Raw genomic sequence first — 16831 nt, 5'->3', positions numbered from 1 at the left:
CGCTGACCTGGGAAGAGGTGAGCGATCGGAACCATCTCCAATCCTGTTCATATGGAAGTAAATAGCGGATAAGCCGGGTGCTGAGGTGGAGTGGGACGGCGAGCGGATCGCCAAGGATTTCAAGATCAAGTGCAGATGCAACACTGTATAACGGTTCGCTATCTGTTGGCGTATGGAGCTGTGGATGAAGCAGAGGCTGTCCGCATGGATGGGCCGTAAGGTGAACTCATGAACCGATTGGGTGGTGCTACGTCGCCGTACCTGCGGCAGCACGCCTCCAATCCTGTGGATTGGCGGGAGTGGGGGCCGGAGGCGCTGGCGGAGGCTGTTGCGCGGGATGTGCCGGTTCTGTTGTCGGTGGGGTATGCCAGTTGTCACTGGTGTCATGTGATGGCTCACGAGTCGTTCGAGGATCCGGGGACGGCGGGGGTGATGAATGCGAACTTCGTGTGCGTGAAGGTGGATCGGGAGGAGCGGCCCGATATCGACGCGATCTACATGTCGGCGACCGTGGCGATGACCGGGCAGGGCGGCTGGCCGATGACGTGTTTTCTGACGCCGGAAGGGGAGCCGTTCTACTGCGGGACGTACTACCCGAAGACGCCGCGCGGGGGGATGCCCTCGTTCACGCAGGTGCTGACCGCGGTGGCCGATACCTGGCGGAGCCGGCGAGCGGAGGTGGACGAGGCCGCGGGGCAGGTGGCCGACGCGTTGCGGGCGCAGGCCGACGGGCTGCCGGACAGTGATCTCGCGGTAGGTCCGGAATTGCTGGATCACGCGGTGGCCGCGGTGCTGCGCGATGTCGATCCGCGGTACGCGGGATTCGGTGGGGCGCCCAAGTTTCCGCCGTCCGCGCTGTTGGAGGGGCTGCTGCGGCATGTCGAACGCACCGGGGATCCGGTGGCGCGCAAGGCCGTGCTCGATACGGCCGTCGCGATGGCCCGCGGCGGTATCTACGATCAGCTACGGGGCGGGTTCGCCCGGTACGCGGTCGATGCCGCCTGGGTGGTACCGCATTTCGAGAAGATGCTCTACGACAACGCTCAATTGCTGCGCGGCTATGCGCATCTGGCCCGCTCCGGTACGCGAGAACTTGCCGCGGAACAGCTTTCGCGCGGTGATCTGCCGCTGCGGGTGACCGCGGAGACGGCCGCGTTCCTGCTCGACGATCTGGCGACCGAACAGGGTGGATTCGCCTCCGGGCTGGATGCGGACACCCACGTCGATCCGAACGGCCCGGGAGTCGAGGGTGCGACCTACGTGTGGACTCCCGAACAGCTGAGCGAAGTCCTGGGCCCGGACGACGGTGCTTGGGCGGCAGAGATTTTCGGCGTGACCGCGGAGGGCAGTTTCGAACACGGCACCTCGGTGCTCACCCTGCCGGTGCCCGCGGGCCACACCGATGTCTCGGGGCCGGTCGATCCCGAACGTTTCGGTCGGGTCCGGCAGTTGCTGCGACAGGCCCGGGACGAGCGTCCGCAACCTGCCCGGGACGACAAGGTGGTCACCGCGTGGAACGGGATGGCGATCACCGCGCTGGCCGAGGCCGGGGCCGCCCACGCCCGGCCCGACTGGGTCGACGCCGCGGCCCGATGCGCGCGAATGCTGTTGTCGGAGCACGTGATCGACGGCCGCCTGCGGCGCGCCTCGCTCGGTGGCGTAACCGGTGCGGCCCCCGGGATCCTGGAGGATTACGCCTGGTTGGCAACCGGTCTGCTGGCCCTGCATCAGGCCACCGGCGAATCCGGCTGGCTCGCCCGCGCGCGGGAACTGCTGGACATCGCGATCACCCATTTCGCCGATCCGGCCGCTGCGGGTGCCTGGTTCGACACGGCCGACGACGCCGAATCGCTCATCTCCCGCCCGCGTGACCCGTTCGACGGCGCAACCCCTTCGGGCGCTTCGTCCTTCGCCGAGGCCCTGCTGACGGCGTCGGCGCTGAGTGAACCGGATCGAGCCGGCCGCTACCGTGCCCTGGCCGAATCCACCCTGTCCCGCAGCGCGATCGTGCTCGCCCGCGCGCCCCGATCCGGCGGCCACTGGCTCGCGGTCGCCGAAGCGGCGGTGCAGGGGCCGTTGCAGATCGCGGTCGCACTGCCCGAGGGAGCCGATCCCGCCGCGTCCGAATTGCTCACCGCCGCACGCTGGTCGGCCCCCGGCGGATCGGTGGTGCTTGCCGGAAAACAGGATTCATCGCCGCTGCTCGACAGTCGACCGCCGGTCCAGGCCCGACCGGCGGCCTACGTCTGCCGCGGCTCGGTCTGCGACCTTCCGGTGACCGACCCACAGGCGCTGCGCTCGTCCCTCGTGCTGGACGCGTCAACCTGACGAGCGCTCCCCCCATTCTCGAGAAAGCCCTGGCAGCGAGACATGCATAGCTTCCGGCTATCAAGTCTCACCAGTTCGGCGGGGCAGGCTTGCCGACTGCGTCAAGTCCTTGCAGGATGGCGTGCAGGAAGCGGTCGCCGGGGTCAGGATCGACCGCTTGGACAGGGAGTTCACGTGACCATGCAGCCTCGTAGGAACCGTTCGCACCGCCCGGCCGGGCGTGCTGCGCTGGCGTTGACCGCAGGCGTCGCCGCCGTGGTATTTGCCACTGTAACGGGCGCGGGCCCGGCGGCGGCGCGGCACATCGGGGCGTTCGACGTCGGCGGCTCCATCGAGAAAGCCTACGATCGCGCGGGCGGCACGGGCTTCTTCGGCAATCCGACCACCCCGGAGTCGGCCGCCCAGGGCGGCAGATTCCAGGTGTTCGAGCGCGGCTGCTCGATCTACTGGTCCGTCGGCACCGACGCGCACAACATCTGCGGTCTCATTCGCGACAAATACGCCTCGATGGGCTGGGAGCGCAGTCCGCTGGGCTTCCCGCTCTCGGACGAGTCCAAGGCCGGGAGTGACGGCGCCGGACGCTACAACATGTTCCCCGGCGGAGTGATCTACTGGTCCGAGGAGACCGGCGCGCACGCGGTCTGGGGTTCCATCGCCGGGGTCTGGCAGGGCAACGGCGCGGAGAAGGGCCGCTACGGCTATCCGACCAGCGACGAATACGACTATCGCGGTGGCAAGGCCCAGGACTTCCAGGGCGGTCGGATCACCTGGCACCCGTGAGCCGCGGCATTCGCTGACTATTCGGGACGAACGGCCTGCACCGCGGCATCCGACACCGCATCCCCCGAGTCGGGCCCGGCTCCGTTGCCGTCCGCAGCCGACGCCTTCTCCCGGCCGACGCTCGGCACGGTCGCGGCGATATCGGTCCAGCAGTCGGTCGGTTGTTTGCGCCCGCGCAGGTGAATGGTCTCGTGCAGTTCCCACGACGCGCTCTCGTTGCCCGAGGCCGCCTCGATGACGTTCTGGCTCACCAGGATTCGCCGTGGCACATGTTTGGCCTCGGTGGTCAGCCGGGACGCTTCGTTCACCGCGTCGCCGATGACGGTGAATTCCAGGCGGGTGTCGGTGCCGACGTCCCCGGCGAACACCGATCCGCGCGCGACGCCGATACCGATGTCGAGCTCACCCCCGGCAGCCACCTCGTCGCGGATCCGGCGGGCGGCGCGCAGGGCGGGAGTCGCGTTGTCGCGCAAGGCGATCGGTGCGCCGAAGATGCACAGCGCGGCATCGCCCTCGAATTTGTTCACCAGCCCGCCGTTGTCCTCGGTGGCCGAGACGACGATCGACAGCAGCCGGTTCAGTTTGGCGACGAATTCGCGCGGTGCGAGTCCGGTGGACAGTTCGACCGAGCCGACGACGTCGACGAACAGCGCCGTCACCACGCGAACGTCGCCGGTGAGGTCCATCCCTCCGGCCAGGGCGCGTTCGGCCACCTCGGTGCCCACATGCCGGCCGAACATATCGCGCAGCCGTTCCCGTTCGGACAGGTTCTCGGCCAGTTCGTTCACCGAATGTTCCAGGCGGCCGATCTCACTGGCGCTGCCGACCGGCACCCGCACCTCGAGATCGCCGTGCGCGATCCGGTCCAGCGCACGGCGCAGCATCCGCAGCGGTGCGGCGACCGCGCGGGCCAGCGTGGCGGTGGCGATCGCGCCGACCAACAGGCCCACCAGGGACATGTACAGCGCGGTGTGGATGCGGTCGCCGGGCGCGGCGACCGGGTCGGCGAGCACGGTGATCAGCATCAGCAGCGGCATCGCGCCGGAGACCGTCCAGGACAGCACGACGCGGTTGAGCACCGTGGAACTCCAGTGCATCGTCCCGCCGAGGACCGTCGCGACCAGCGGAATCGCGGGCCGGATCAGCCGATCCACGATCAACAGGGTGAAACCGGCCGATTCGAAGGCGCCCATGGCGAACATCGCGCCGACCACCACGATCGCCCGCGACGGCACGACCTGCGCGAACAGCAACGTCACGATGATCACGCCGGGCAGCCAGATGGCCAGAGCCCGCAGTGTGGTCGCCATCGGCAGGTTCAACAGCCGCCGCGCCTCGGCCTCGGTGGGTTTGCGACCGGTGTCCAGCCAGCCGAAGTAGTGGTTACGATCGCGCACGGCGATCGCGACACCGACCAGCGCGCCCAGGATCGGGTAGATCGAGGTCTGCGCCAGCGCGCTCATCCAGTCCGGTCCGAGCCGTCCCAGGAATCCGCTCAGCCACAGTTCGATGATGATGACCGCGAGCCCGCCGACGTGGCAGGCCAGCACCACGGTCGACAGGCCCCAGCGCATCCGCAGCGCCCACAGGATCAGCCGATTCATCATGGCGCGCAGGGGGTGGTGCCGGGATGATCCAACCGCGCTATCGATTCGTAGAGCACGAACGAGCAGCATAGAACCCACGCGTGTGGCGGCGTCGGTTTCGACCGGATCGTGTCCGGTACGTCACAGGTGCGCCGCGCCTCCCGGGCGCACCGGCGCGGTCATCTCAGGACGACCAGCCACACCGCGACGTAGTGGCACAGCGCCGCGAGAACCGTTGCGGCGTGGAAGAATTCGTGATGTCCGAAGACCGTCGGCCAGGGGTTCGGCCATTTGGCGGCGTAGAGGATCGCGCCGATGCTGTAGGCCAGTCCGCCCACCAGCAGCAGAATCATCGGAGCCACGCCGACGTTGTGCGTCATGCGCGCCGCGACCGGCACGATCGCCCAGCCCAGCAGCAGATACAGCGGTACGCCGACCCAGCGCGGCGCGGTCGGCCACAGCAGTTTGAGCGCGACTCCGGCCAGCGCGCCCGCCCAGACCACGATCAGCAGCGTCGTCCCGGTGTGACCGGGCAGGCCCAGCAGCGCGAACGGGGTGTAACTGCCGGCGATGAACAGGAAGATCATCGAATGATCGGCCCGCTTCATATGGGTGCGTGCCCGCGTACTGGACCAGGTCACCCGGTGGTAGGTGGCGCTGACCCCGAAGACGCCACAGACCGTGAGCCCGTAGATCAGCGTCGAGAGGCCCGCGGTCATCGTGCTGGTCGCGGACACCGCGACCAGCACGATGACCGCGATGGCGGCGATTCCGACCGCCCAGGTGTGGATCCAGCCCCGCATGCGCGGCTTGACCGGAATGTCCGCCGTGAGCCCGGAGGTTCCCAGGGCGTCGGGCGCGGGCGTCACCAATTCGGACACGACTTACCTCCTGAGTAACCTACGGTACCGTAAGTTATCGATCTCGCGATCGGAGCACCGATGACACGTCAGCGGCCGGAGTCCCGCCGATGTACGCGGCATGCCGATAACCCCGGGGCGTAGGGTTGCTCTCCGTGAGGCTTGCAAGTCAGGTGCGTGAGCTGCCGTATCGCATCTATCAGGCGCGGCTGTCCAAACAGCTCGCAGGCAAACAACATCCGCGTCACGTGGCCGTGGTGTGTGACGGAAATCGCCGCTGGGCACGAGAGAACGGCTTCACCGATGTCAGCCACGGGCATCGGGTCGGAGCACTGAAGATCGCCGAACTCGTCGGCTGGTGCGAGGCCGAGGGCATCGAGATGGTGACGGTGTATCTGCTGTCCACCGAGAACCTCAACCGCGCCCCGGACGAACTGGAGATCCTGTTCGAGGTGATCACCGACGTCGTGGAGGAGCTCTCCGCGCCGGAGCAGAACTGGAGCGTGAAGATCGTCGGCTCGCTCGACGGGCTGCCCGAGGAGGTCTCGCGCCGGATGCGCAAGGCCGCCGACGAGAGCCACGGCCGCACCGGCGTGCACGTCAACGTCGCGATCGGGTACGGCGGCCGCCAGGAGATCGCCGATGCGGTGCGTTCGCTGGTCCGGCAGGAGATGTCGGCGGGGGAGACGGGGGAGGATCTGGTCCAGTCGATCACCGTCAACGCGATCGGCCAGCATCTGTACACCTCCGGACAGCCCGATCCGGACCTGGTCATCCGTACCTCGGGTGAGCAGCGCATGTCGGGATTCCTGCTGTGGCAGAGCGCCTATTCGGAGATCTGGTTCACCGAGGCGTACTGGCCCGAATTCCGCCGGGTCGACTTCCTGCGCGCGTTGCGTGATTATGCCGCCCGGCATCGGCGTTACGGAGTCTGAGTGCCGCTCTCGGGCGAGCTGATAACGGTGCGGCGCAGGATCTGTTGCATTGCATGATCATCGGGGTGTGTGCGGTCGTGCTCGCGTACCGTCCAGTATATGAGTGAGTCCGGGCAGCGCGGCGCGGCGGAGGTGGCGTCGGCTTCGAGGCCGTACATCAGCTACGAGGATTTCGGTCGGCGATTCCTGGAATACGCCGCGTCGGAATCGCGAATCGCGGGCGCGTTCTCCCAATTGACCGGCGCCGCTTTCGATTTCGGACCGATCGGGGTCGGCCCCGGCCGACTGGCCAAGGTGAGCGCTCAGGTGCGGCTCGGCGAGCCGGTGCTGGTGCGGAATCTGGGCGAGGAGATCACCTTCGATCTGGCGATCCCGTTGAACGTCGATCTGCTGCTGGATCTGACCGTGGACCGCCACCGTTTCGACGTCGACGGCGCGGTGCACGTCCACCTGACCGTCCGCACCGCCGAACCGCTGCGGGTGATCATCGACATCGCCGAGCCGCGTCCCAGCGACGTCCGCGTCAACGTAGCCACCGCCACCCGCCGCGGCCAACTCCTGCGCCTGCTGGCCAGCGTCGACCACGAGATCCGCCGCTTCGTCGCCCGTTACGTCGCCCGCGAGATCCGCAAACCGCACATAGCCGCAGTCCGCGAAATCGACGTCGCCACCCGATTGGATGCGGCCTGGAAGGTCTGACGATGCTCTCGGTTACGACGCAGGACCGAGCCCGCCCGAAAGGTGAGTTGCGCTCGCGTCCCGACCACCTCGGGACGTGCTCAGCGGCGAAGCGTCTCTGTGCGCCGGAAGTCGCCCGCGAAGCGAAAGGCTCAGCAAGAACACCTGAAGGTTTTCGGCGCGGGCTCGTCGTTGCGTCCTCGAAGCGCATGGGCGAAGCCCGAGTCTCGAGGGCGCAACGACGAGCCTTACAGCGCCGAAAACACGCCGGAGCGAAGCGGAGGCCGAAAATACAGCATTACAACTTACGCAGCCGGATTCGGTTGATGCTGTGATCGGAGTCCTTGCGCAGCACCAGAGTCGCGCGCGGGCGGGTGGGCAGGATGTTCTCCACGAGATTGGGCCGGTTGGTCGCATTCCAGATCTCCTGGGCCGCGATCGTCGCCTCCTGATCGTTGAATCCGGCGTAGTGGTGGAAGTGCGAATTCGGGTCCGCGAATGCCGTCTTGCGCAGGGACAGAAAGCGATTCACGTACCACTTCTCGATATCCTCGATCCGCGCGTCGACGTAGACCGAGAAATCGAACAGGTCCGAGACCATCAGGCGCGGCCCGGTCTGCAGGACGTTGAGTCCTTCCATGATCAGGATGTCGGGCTGGCGCACGCAGTGGAACTGATCGGGCAGGATGTCGTAGGCGATATGCGAATAGATCGGCGCGCAGACCTCGGAGGCGCCGGATTTGACCTCGGTGACGAAACGCAGCAGCTTGCGCCGATCGTAACTTTCCGGGAATCCCTTGCGGTGCATGATTCCGCGACGCGTGAGTTCGGCTGTCGGATAAAGGAATCCGTCGGTGGTCACCAGGTCGACGCGCGGGTGGTGGTCCCAGCGGGCCAGCAGCGCCTGCAGCACGCGCGCGGTGGTGGATTTGCCGACCGCGACGCTACCGGCGATGCCGATGACGAACGGCACCTGATGGTCCGGATGGGTCTCGCCGAGAAAGGTCGCGGTGGCGGCGAACAATCGCTGCCGTGCGGCGACCTGGAGGTGGATCAATCGGGCCAGTGGCAGATAAACCTCGGCGACCTCTTCCAGATCGATCTGCTCGCCGAGTCCGCGCAGGCCGAACAGTTCCTCCTCGGTGAGTACCAGGGGGGTCGACTTTCGCAGGGTGCGCCATTGTTTCCGGTCGAATTCCACATAGGGACTCGGCTCACTCATCCGTGCCATTTACCCACGCTCTCGGTTCGGTGCACATGACGCATTCGGTCCGGACGCCGCACCGGGATCCGGCGCCGTCCGCGCGCCCGGCGGGACGGGATCCGGTGGGCAGTCCTGGCATAGGCGAATTGTCCTCGCGGGCAAGGACGCCTCGTACACGGGGTGTTATTACTCGCCGGTAACTATGCGTGACATTTCTCTCCCGGCCTCGGGGTTTCGGCGGCCTCGTACTGCCCGGACTGCGTGAACGCCCGGTCGCGGTATGGTCGGCTGTCATGGATGCGCATCCGCTCGTGACGGATTATCTGCGGCTGGGGCTGGCCTTCGACCGCCTCGAACCCGGGTTCGTCGACGCCTACACCGGCGACCCCGCGCTGCGACGCGAGGTGCAGGAGGGGCCCGCGCCGCTGCCGGGCGAGTTGGCAACGCAGGCTGCGGCATTGCGCAAGGAGCTGCCGGAGGCGGGTCTGCCCGAGGTGCGCACCGAATTCCTCGATGTACATCTGCGTGCCCTGGAATGTTCCGCGCGCAAGTTCGCCGGTGAGCAGATCTCCTTCGTCGACGAGGTGCGCGCCTATTTCGACGTGGATATCGCGCCCGGGAACGAGGAGGACTACCGCGACGCGCATCGGCAGATGGACGAGGTCCTGGCCGGCGACGGGTCGCTGTTCGAACGGGTGAGCGCGCATCGCAAGGCCGACGAGGTGCCCCCGGAGCGGTTGAGCGAATGCGTCGCGGCCTTCTCCGGCGCGCTGCGCGAACTGGTCCGGGCACGGTATCCGCTGCCCGACCACGAACAGGTGGAATACGAGGTCGTCGGCGACAAGCCGTGGTCCGGATTCAATTACTACCTGGGCAACTACCGGTCCAGGGTCGCGATCAACTCCGACCTCAAACAGCATATGGCGCATCTTCCGGCGCTCATCGCGCACGAGGCGTATCCCGGTCATCACACCGAGCACTGCCGCAAGGAGGCCGGACTGGTCGGCGCGGGCCAGGCCGAGCAGACGCTGTTCGTGGTCAACACCCCGCAGTGCCTGATGGCCGAGGGCCTGGCGGATCTGGCACTGCGTTCGATCGTCGGGCCGGGGTGGGGTCGATGGGCGCAGGAGATCTACGCGGATCTCGGGCTGCGCTTCGACGGCGAACGCGCGGAACGTCTTTCGAACGCGTCGGCGAAACTGCTGGGCGTGCGGCAGGACGCCGCGCTGTTGCTGCACGATCGTGGCCGGGATGCGGACGAGGTCGCCGGATTCCTGCAGCGCTGGAGTCTGGCCACTCCCGATCGTGCCAGGCAGTCGCTGCGCTTCCTGTCCTCACCGCTGTGGCGGGCCTACATCAGCACCTACGTGGAGGGCTATCGCCTGTTGGGCGGTTGGCTCGACCGCGCCGCCGACGAGGACGACCGCGCCGATCGTTTCCGCCGCCTGCTCGACGAACCGCTCACCCCCGGAGCGGTCCGCCGCATGTGACGCCCGGGGTCACCCGGGCGAGGCGCAGGATCCGATGATCATCGAATTCGCCTGTGCTCAATACATCGGCACGGAACAATGTCCGCCGGAAAGCGTGCATACCAGGAGTGAGATCTGCTGCAGCAGGGCTTCGATGGGGTTCAGGGGTGCGAAGATCGGTTGCATCGTGGACGGGCCTTTCCGGTGATCGAGTTTTCCGCGTCCCAGTCTCGGCTCGCGCACCCCTGTCCGGAACACCCCGGTTCGGGTGCCCGAGAAATTGAGGGCACAGTGACGCGCTGATTCCGCCGAATCGGGTGGGGTGCCCACGCGCTTGTGCTACGCGTGCCCACTTAGACTGTGCTGGTGACCCAGACGACCGCCGCCTCCGTGAACTCCCAATCGCTCGCCGAACTCGATCCCGAACTCGCTGCCGCGATGGCGGGCGAACTCGCCCGGGAACGCGACACCCTCGAGATGATCGCCTCGGAGAACTTCGTACCGCGTGCGGTACTGCAGGCCCAGGGCAGTGTGCTGACCAACAAGTACGCCGAGGGTTATCCGGGGCGCCGGTACTACGGCGGGTGCGAGCACGTCGACGTGGTGGAGAACCTGGCGCGTGAGCGGGTCAAGGAACTCTTCGGCGCGGAATTCGCCAATGTGCAGCCGCATTCGGGCGCGCAGGCCAACGCCGCGGTGCTGATGGCGTTGATGAATCCGGGCGAGAAGCTGCTCGGTCTGGATCTCGCGCACGGCGGGCACCTCACCCACGGCATGCGGCTGAACTTCTCCGGCAAGCTCTACGAGGTGCACGCCTACGGGGTGAGCAAGGAGGATCACCGCGTCGACATGGAGGCCCTGCGCGAGCAGGCGCTCTCGGTTCGGCCGAAGGTGATCGTGGCTGGCTGGTCGGCGTATCCGCGGCATCTGGACTTCGCGGCGTTCCGGGAGATCGCCGACGAGGTCGGCGCGTACCTGTGGGTCGATATGGCGCACTTCGCCGGTCTGGTCGCCGCCGGACTGCACCCCTCGCCGGTGCCGCACGCCGACGTGGTGTCCTCCACCGTGCACAAGACGCTCGGCGGTCCGCGTTCGGGGCTGATCCTGGCCAAGCAGGACTTCGCGAAGAAGCTCAACAGCTCGGTGTTCCCCGGTCAGCAGGGCGGTCCGCTGATGCATGTGATCGCAGCCAAGGCCGCCGCGTTCAAGATCGCCGGGACCGAGGAGTTCAAGCAGCGTCAGGAGCGCACGCTCTCGGGTGCGAAGATCCTCGCCGAGCGTCTGACCGCGGCCGATGTGAAGGACAAGGGCATCACCGTGCTGACCGGAGGCACCGATGTGCACCTGGTCCTGGTGGATCTGCGCAGCTCGGTGCTGGACGGCCAGCAGGCCGAGGATCTGCTGCACGAGATCGGAATCACGGTGAACCGCAACGCCGTTCCGTTCGACCCGCGCCCGCCGATGGTCACCTCCGGCCTGCGCATCGGCACCGCCGCCCTGGCCACCCGCGGCTTCGGTGACGCGGAGTTCGCCGAGGTCTCCGACATCATCGCCACCGCGCTCGCGGGCGGTGCGGATCTGGACGCGCTGCGCGCCCGGGTCAGCAAGCTCGCCGCCGACCGGCCCCTGTACCAGGGGCTGGAAGACTGGGGCCTGCTCGGCTGAGCGTTACCAGAGCACGAAGCGACGTGTGCCGCCGGTGAGTTCCGGCGCGTCGGCGGTCACGGTCGCGACCAGTTTTCTCGGCGTGGGGTTCACCCAATGCCGTTGTGATGCGCCTTCTTTCAACACCACGGTGGGTACGGTCTCGTTGCCGTCGGCCACCGAACGCACGAATGCCGCGGCCTCCGGGTCGCCCCAGATGTCGACCTCGCGGTGAATGATCCCGTGGCGGTTGAGCACTCGCCGTAGCCGGGCGCAGTAGGGGCAGCCGGGACGGCGATAGACGACCAGTTCGGGGGAGATGTCGTCGGACATACGAGATGAGTCTATTCGCCGCGCCGGCGTTCGTCGGGACGGCCGGAGGGTTGCTCGGCATCCCGGTCGGTCGCCCGAGGTGAATCCCGCTCGACCAGGGGATGACGTTATCGCGAGTTCTTGGTAGAAAGCCCGTTCGACCTGGGCCGCTTCCGGTGCGGAGTGGCACGATGAGTGGTGAACGACAGGCTCGACGAGAACAGGGACAGCGGCCATGACCGATGTGGGGACCGGTCGTACGAATCGCAGATCTCGCGAGCGGCGGGTGCGGGCGATCAATTCCTGGTTGCTCGGTGCGGCGGTCGTCGTCGGGGCGTTCCAGCTGTTCCTGCTGCCGTTGATCCTGCTGCCACACGACCCGATGTGGGGTTGGTCGCTGTTGGCGCCGGTGCTGCTGACCACACCGTTCTGGTCGCTGATCCACGAGGCCATTCACGGCACCCTGATCCGCAGACGCGAGGTCAACGACCTGTGCGGCCGCGCGCTGGCGGTGCTGTACGGTTCGCCGTTCGCGATGCTCAAGATCGGTCATCTGCTGCACCACCGGTACAGCCGCACCCGGGAACGCACCGAGATCTACGACCCCGCGACGTCCAGTTGGGCGAAGACCGCCCCCGGCTACTACCTGCGCCTGTGCGGCGGCCTCTACCTGCTCGAGGTCGCGGCCTTGCCACTGGCCGCACTCCCGGTCGCGGCGATCCGCGGGCTCGGCCGACGGGTGGACGCGCCGGATTCCGTCGCGGGACTGCTGTTCGAACGGATCGCGCAGGCCAAGGTGCTGCGGCAGTTCCGCGCCGACGCGGCCGCGATCGTGGTGCTGTATGCCGCGGCGTTCCTCGCGTACGGCGGGTACGGCTGGATGCTGCTCGCGGCGCTGGGCGGGCGAGCGTTCGTCATCTCCCTGTCGGACAACGCCTACCACTACGGCACCGACCTGGACGCTCCGTTGGAGGCGTTGAACCTGCGCCTGCCCCGCCTCCTGGAACAGGCCGCGTTGAGCTTCAACCTGCACGGCGTGCACCACCGGCATCCGGGTTTGCGCTGGTACGAGCTTCGCGAGGAATTCCTCGACGAGGGTGGACACTACGATCTCGGTTGGGCCGCCGCCGCCGCGCGTCAGTTCCGCGGCCCCATCGAACTCGGCTGAAACCGGATTCGGCTGAGTCGCGCGGTATCGGAGCGTTCTCGTTCGGTACCGGCTGATCGACGTTAGTGAGAGTCCCGCCGTCGCGCTTCTCGTCGGCGGCGGGATCCGGACCGGTCCGCGGGTACCGGCTAGTCCTTGTGCACCAGCGGGCTCAGTGCCTTGCCGGCGAGTTCCAGCACGCCGGGCTCGTGGCCGTTGGTGACCATATTGACGATGATGCCGTCCACCCCGTGGTCCAGCACGCGGCGCTCAACCTGCTCGGCGACATCGTCCGGGGTGCCGACGAACTGGCGGTCGCTCAGATCCGCACCACCTTGCTTGGCGGCCACTTCGGCCTGGAGCTTGCGGGCGCGATCGCCGTCCTCGTCGATGATCGCGAAGGCCAGGAAGCTGGTCTCCAGGGTCTTCGGATCGCGGTCGTTCTCCTCGCACCGGGCGCGCACCGCATCGATCTTGCGCGGCAATTCGCTTGCGTTGCAGATGATGTTGAGATGATCCGCGTAGCGGGCGGCCATGCCGAAGGTCTTCTTCTCCCCGCCGCCGCCGAGCATGATCGGCAGATCATCGCGAATGCGGGGCTCGTTCAGCGCCTCGCGGGTGTGGTACCACTTGCCCTCGAAGGTGGGATGCTGCCCGTGCAGCATCGGCGCAATGATCGCCAGCGCCTCCTCCAGCCGCTCGAAACGTTCGGTGAAGGTGCCGAATTCGTATCCGTATCCGATGTGCTCGAACTCGAACCACCCCGCGCCGATGCCCAGCACCGCGCGCCCGCCGCTGACCACGTCCAGCGTGCTGACGGTCTTGGCGAGCATCGCCGGATTCCGGTAGGTGTTCCCGGTGACCAAGGTGGACAACTGAATTCGCTCGGTCGCGGTGGCCAGCGCCCCCAGTGCGGTGTACGCCTCGAGCATCGGCTCCTCGGGCGCGCCGAGATTGGGCAGCTGGTAGAAGTGATCCATCACGAACGCGGCATCGAATCCTGCCGCCTCCGCTGCCCGAGCCTGCTCGATCACCGAGGGAAACAGCTCCCGCGCCGACGCCGCATGACTGAAATGCGGCATCTGATACCCCAGCCGGATCCGCCGCTTACCGGTCGATCCGGGACCTTGCGTCTGTGCGTTCGTCATGCGTGGAACGCTATGACCTGGAGTGCACTCCATGTCAACGCGAGCCCAGGCCGTTTCGCTGTGGGCGATCACCCGTGCTTGCTGAGGTACTCCACGTACAGCGGGCGCAGAACCTCCGCGATGTCCCCGTCCCCGGCGTGCACGTAATCGTCCAGCATCGGCAAGACGTATTTGATATCGGCTGCGCTCTCGCCGACATTGCCCGTCGCGGCCTCGGCCGCGGGGATCTGCTCCAGCAACCGCCACAGGAAGCGCACGTCACCGTGGCGCACCGCGTACTTGACGGCACGGTCGTGCAGTTCCTTCGACGAGAGCTTCTCCAGTTCCGCAGCATCGGCCATATGACGACTCTATCGGCTCGGACCGTGCGGGTCTCGCGCGTGGCGGTAATTCGTGCTGCCATGGAGGTATGGCACAGCAACCGTCGGTGAGCTTCGCCGTGAAACGTGTCTACGACGCGCCCGACCAGGACGACGGACGTCGCGTACTCGTCGATCGGCTCTGGCCGCGCGGCATCAGCAAACAGCAGGCGCACATCGATGAATGGTTGAAGGCGATCACTCCGTCCAACGATCTGCGCCGCTGGTTCCACGCCGACCCGCAACATCGCGGCTCGGAGTTCGCCAGCAGATATCGGACCGAACTCGAGGACGAGGAACACCGGCAGGGCCTCGAGCATCTACGCGAGTTACGCGCGTCCGGTCCGGTCACTCTGGTGACTGCCGTGAAAGACGTTGCGCACAGCCATATTCCGGTGCTGCTCGCACAATTCGGCGATGAACTGCCCTGATCGCGGGGAATGTCCGGGATCGCGTTCGGACGGCCGGGCCGATGCGGCCGCGCGGGGCTCCGAGTTGCCCGCGCGACACCCGAAATCGCTCGAGCAGCGGATCTTTCGCGATCCGACAGCCGTTTGCGCGAATGCCTCGCTGAGATAAATTTCACACCGGGGCATCGCTCCTGCGCCCCCGGTCCAGCCGCACGTTAACGGGAACTTCACCAACACGCTTGCAAAACCGGCAAGCCGGATCGGCGAAACCGCAGTAACGTCGGATGTGCGGGCCGCGTAGGTGTGGTTCGTACGGGAGGTCCTGATCGTGGCTGAGCAAATCAGTGCGAGGGGGCCGGCACCCGGCCCTCGGGTCGTATGACCCCGGGTCGGACCGGTCCAGCGAGATAGGTCCGGGCGGGTGTAGCCCGGGCAACAAAGGAGCCCACCGTGACTGATGCACGCTCCGTCATCGCTTTCTCGAATGCCCGCTCCGATGTGAGCGGAGGCTCCGGAAAGGGAGCCCACACCTCCGGGTCCGGCGAGAAATCCGGATCGAAAACCTTCGTGATCGACACCTCCGTTCTGCTGTCGGATCCCTGGGCCATCACGCGCTTCGGCGAGAACCAGGTCGTCCTGCCGCTGGTGGTGATCAGCGAACTCGAAGCCAAACGCCACCACCACGAACTCGGTTGGTTCGCGCGCGAAGCGCTTCGGCTGCTGGACGATCTGCGAATCGAATACGGTCGGCTCGACGAGCCGATTCCGATCGGGACCGTGGGCGGCACGTTGCACGTGGAGCTCAATCACACCGATCCGGAGGTGTTACCGGTCGGATTCCGCACCGATACCAACGATTCCCGCATCCTGGCCTGCGCCCTCAATCTCGCTGCCGAGGGCCGCACGGTGGTGCTGGTGTCGAAGGATATTCCGTTGCGGGTCAAGGCCGGTGCGGTGGGTCTGCAGGCCGACGAATATCACGCGCAGGACGTCATCACCTCCGGCTGGACCGGGATGACCGAACTCGAGGTCGCCGCCGACGTCGTGGACCGGCTCTACGCCGACTCCTCGATCGATCTGGACGAGGCCCGGGATCTGCCCTGCCACACCGGAATTCGTCTGCTGGGTACGAACGGCAGCGCGCTGGCCCGGGTGACTCCGGACAAACGGGTGCAGCTGGTGCGCGGCGATCGGGAGGCGTTCGGACTGCACGGGCGTTCGGCCGAACAGCGGGTCGCGCTGGATCTGCTGCTCGACGAGAGCGTGGGCATCATCTCCCTCGGCGGTAAGGCGGGCACGGGTAAATCCGCGCTGGCGCTGACCGCGGGTCTGGAAGCGGTGCTGGAGCGTCGATCTCAGCGCAAGGTGGTGGTCTTCCGTCCGCTCTACGCGGTCGGCGGACAGGAACTGGGCTATCTGCCCGGATCCGAGAGCGAGAAGATGGGTCCCTGGGCACAAGCGGTGTTCGACACCCTCGACGGGCTGGCCAGTCCCGAGGTGATGGAGGAGGTGCTCGCCCGCGGCATGCTGGAGGTGTTGCCGCTGACGCACATTCGCGGGCGGTCGCTGCACGATTCGTTCGTGATCGTCGACGAGGCGCAGTCGCTCGAGCGCAATGTGCTGCTGACGGTGCTGAGCCGGTTGGGCAGCGGTTCGCGGGTGGTGCTCACCCACGACGTCGCGCAGCGCGACAATCTGCGCGTCGGCCGGCACGACGGCGTCGCCGCGGTGATCGAGAAACTCAAGGGGCATCCGCTGTTCGCGCATGTCACGCTCACCCGCAGCGAGCGGTCGCCGATCGCCGCGCTGGTGACCGAGATGTTGGAGGAGTACGGCCCGCACGCCTGAGTCCGAGCGAATTCACAGCATCCGGATATCTCGAGGAGTCGGCGGGTATATTTCGCCGAGATACCTGTTCGGCGCGATTCAGTTGAAACATCAGTGGTTCGCTGATTCGTAGCAGGGCACCGG

General features: G+C 66.9%; 15 protein-coding genes. 9 read left to right on the top strand and 6 right to left on the bottom strand.

Translation table 11 applies throughout. The features are described from left to right. Positions 1–228: 228 nt before the first annotated feature. On the top strand, positions 229–2328 hold the full coding sequence (locus ON40_RS27730; protein WP_040827679.1) for a thioredoxin domain-containing protein: 2100 nt from the start codon (positions 229–231) through the stop codon (positions 2326–2328). A gap of 180 nt (positions 2329–2508) precedes the next feature. Then, positions 2509–3108 carry an LGFP repeat-containing protein gene (locus tag ON40_RS27725; protein ID WP_051193648.1) on the top strand — a complete coding sequence of 200 codons (600 nt, stop codon included), beginning with the start codon at positions 2509–2511 and terminating at the stop codon, positions 3106–3108. Positions 3109–3125: 17 nt separating this feature from the next. Here the strand turns inward: ON40_RS27725 and ON40_RS27720 are convergent, their stop codons facing one another. Both ON40_RS27720 and trhA read right to left on the bottom strand, forming a co-directional pair. Further along, positions 3126–4715, bottom strand: coding sequence for an adenylate/guanylate cyclase domain-containing protein (locus ON40_RS27720; RefSeq protein ID WP_245568017.1), 1590 nt, complete (start codon positions 4713–4715; stop codon positions 3126–3128). Positions 4716–4873: 158 nt separating this feature from the next. Beyond that, positions 4874–5497, bottom strand: a complete 624-nt coding sequence (gene trhA / locus ON40_RS27715) for a PAQR family membrane homeostasis protein TrhA (RefSeq protein ID WP_051193647.1) — start codon at positions 5495–5497, stop codon at positions 4874–4876. A gap of 212 nt (positions 5498–5709) precedes the next feature. On the opposite strand from trhA, the gene ON40_RS27710 reads away from it, so the two are divergent. Together ON40_RS27710 and ON40_RS27705 are read left to right on the top strand one after the other, a co-directional pair. Beyond that, entirely contained in the window at positions 5710–6489 is a 780-nt protein-coding gene (locus tag ON40_RS27710) for an isoprenyl transferase (RefSeq protein WP_040827677.1), read from the top strand. 99 nt (positions 6490–6588) lie between these two features. Continuing rightward, positions 6589–7188 carry a hypothetical protein gene (locus ON40_RS27705; RefSeq protein WP_051193625.1) on the top strand — a complete coding sequence of 200 codons (600 nt, stop codon included), beginning with the start codon at positions 6589–6591 and terminating at the stop codon, positions 7186–7188. A gap of 277 nt (positions 7189–7465) precedes the next feature. Here ON40_RS27705 and coaA read toward each other — a convergent pair whose 3' ends face one another. Next, positions 7466–8398: a type I pantothenate kinase gene (gene coaA, locus ON40_RS27700; protein WP_040827676.1), complete on the bottom strand. Its 933-nt coding sequence runs from the start codon at positions 8396–8398 to the stop codon at positions 7466–7468. Positions 8399–8664: 266 nt separating this feature from the next. Here coaA and ON40_RS27695 point away from each other — a divergent pair, with 266 nt between their 5' ends. After that, a complete protein-coding gene (locus ON40_RS27695) occupies positions 8665–9861 on the top strand; it encodes a hypothetical protein (protein WP_040827675.1) in 1197 nt (398 codons plus the stop codon). A gap of 345 nt (positions 9862–10206) precedes the next feature. Next, a complete protein-coding gene (gene glyA, locus ON40_RS27690; protein ID WP_040827859.1) occupies positions 10207–11505 on the top strand; it encodes a serine hydroxymethyltransferase in 1299 nt (432 codons plus the stop codon). Positions 11506–11508: 3 nt separating this feature from the next. Here the strand turns inward: glyA and ON40_RS27685 are convergent, their stop codons facing one another. Further along, a complete protein-coding gene (locus ON40_RS27685) occupies positions 11509–11817 on the bottom strand; it encodes a glutaredoxin family protein (RefSeq protein WP_040827673.1) in 309 nt (102 codons plus the stop codon). Positions 11818–12031: 214 nt separating this feature from the next. Between ON40_RS27685 and ON40_RS27680 the strand changes: the two genes are divergently transcribed. After that, positions 12032–12964, top strand: a complete 933-nt coding sequence (locus tag ON40_RS27680) for a fatty acid desaturase family protein (RefSeq protein ID WP_051193624.1) — start codon at positions 12032–12034, stop codon at positions 12962–12964. A 128-nt stretch (positions 12965–13092) separates the two neighbouring features. Here the strand turns inward: ON40_RS27680 and ON40_RS27675 are convergent, their stop codons facing one another. Further along, positions 13093–14091 carry an LLM class F420-dependent oxidoreductase gene (locus ON40_RS27675; protein ID WP_051193623.1) on the bottom strand — a complete coding sequence of 333 codons (999 nt, stop codon included), beginning with the start codon at positions 14089–14091 and terminating at the stop codon, positions 13093–13095. 68 nt (positions 14092–14159) lie between these two features. Beyond that, complete coding sequence (locus ON40_RS27670) at positions 14160–14432, bottom strand: hypothetical protein (protein ID WP_040827670.1); 273 nt, start codon at positions 14430–14432, stop codon at positions 14160–14162. A gap of 68 nt (positions 14433–14500) precedes the next feature. On the opposite strand from ON40_RS27670, the gene ON40_RS27665 reads away from it, so the two are divergent. Together ON40_RS27665 and phoH2 are read left to right on the top strand one after the other, a co-directional pair. After that, positions 14501–14881, top strand: coding sequence for a DUF488 domain-containing protein (locus ON40_RS27665; protein WP_040827669.1), 381 nt, complete (start codon positions 14501–14503; stop codon positions 14879–14881). A gap of 477 nt (positions 14882–15358) precedes the next feature. Further along, positions 15359–16708, top strand: coding sequence for an RNA 5'-3' helicase PhoH2 (gene phoH2, locus ON40_RS27660; protein ID WP_051193622.1), 1350 nt, complete (start codon positions 15359–15361; stop codon positions 16706–16708). Positions 16709–16831: the final 123 nt, after the last annotated feature.

Origin of the sequence: Nocardia jiangxiensis NBRC 101359 (assembly GCF_000308615.1) — a bacterium.
GTDB lineage: Bacteria > Actinomycetota > Actinomycetes > Mycobacteriales > Mycobacteriaceae > Nocardia > Nocardia jiangxiensis.
The sequence above is the reverse complement of the archived record's forward strand: the minus strand, read 5'-3'. Positions and strand labels throughout refer to the sequence as shown.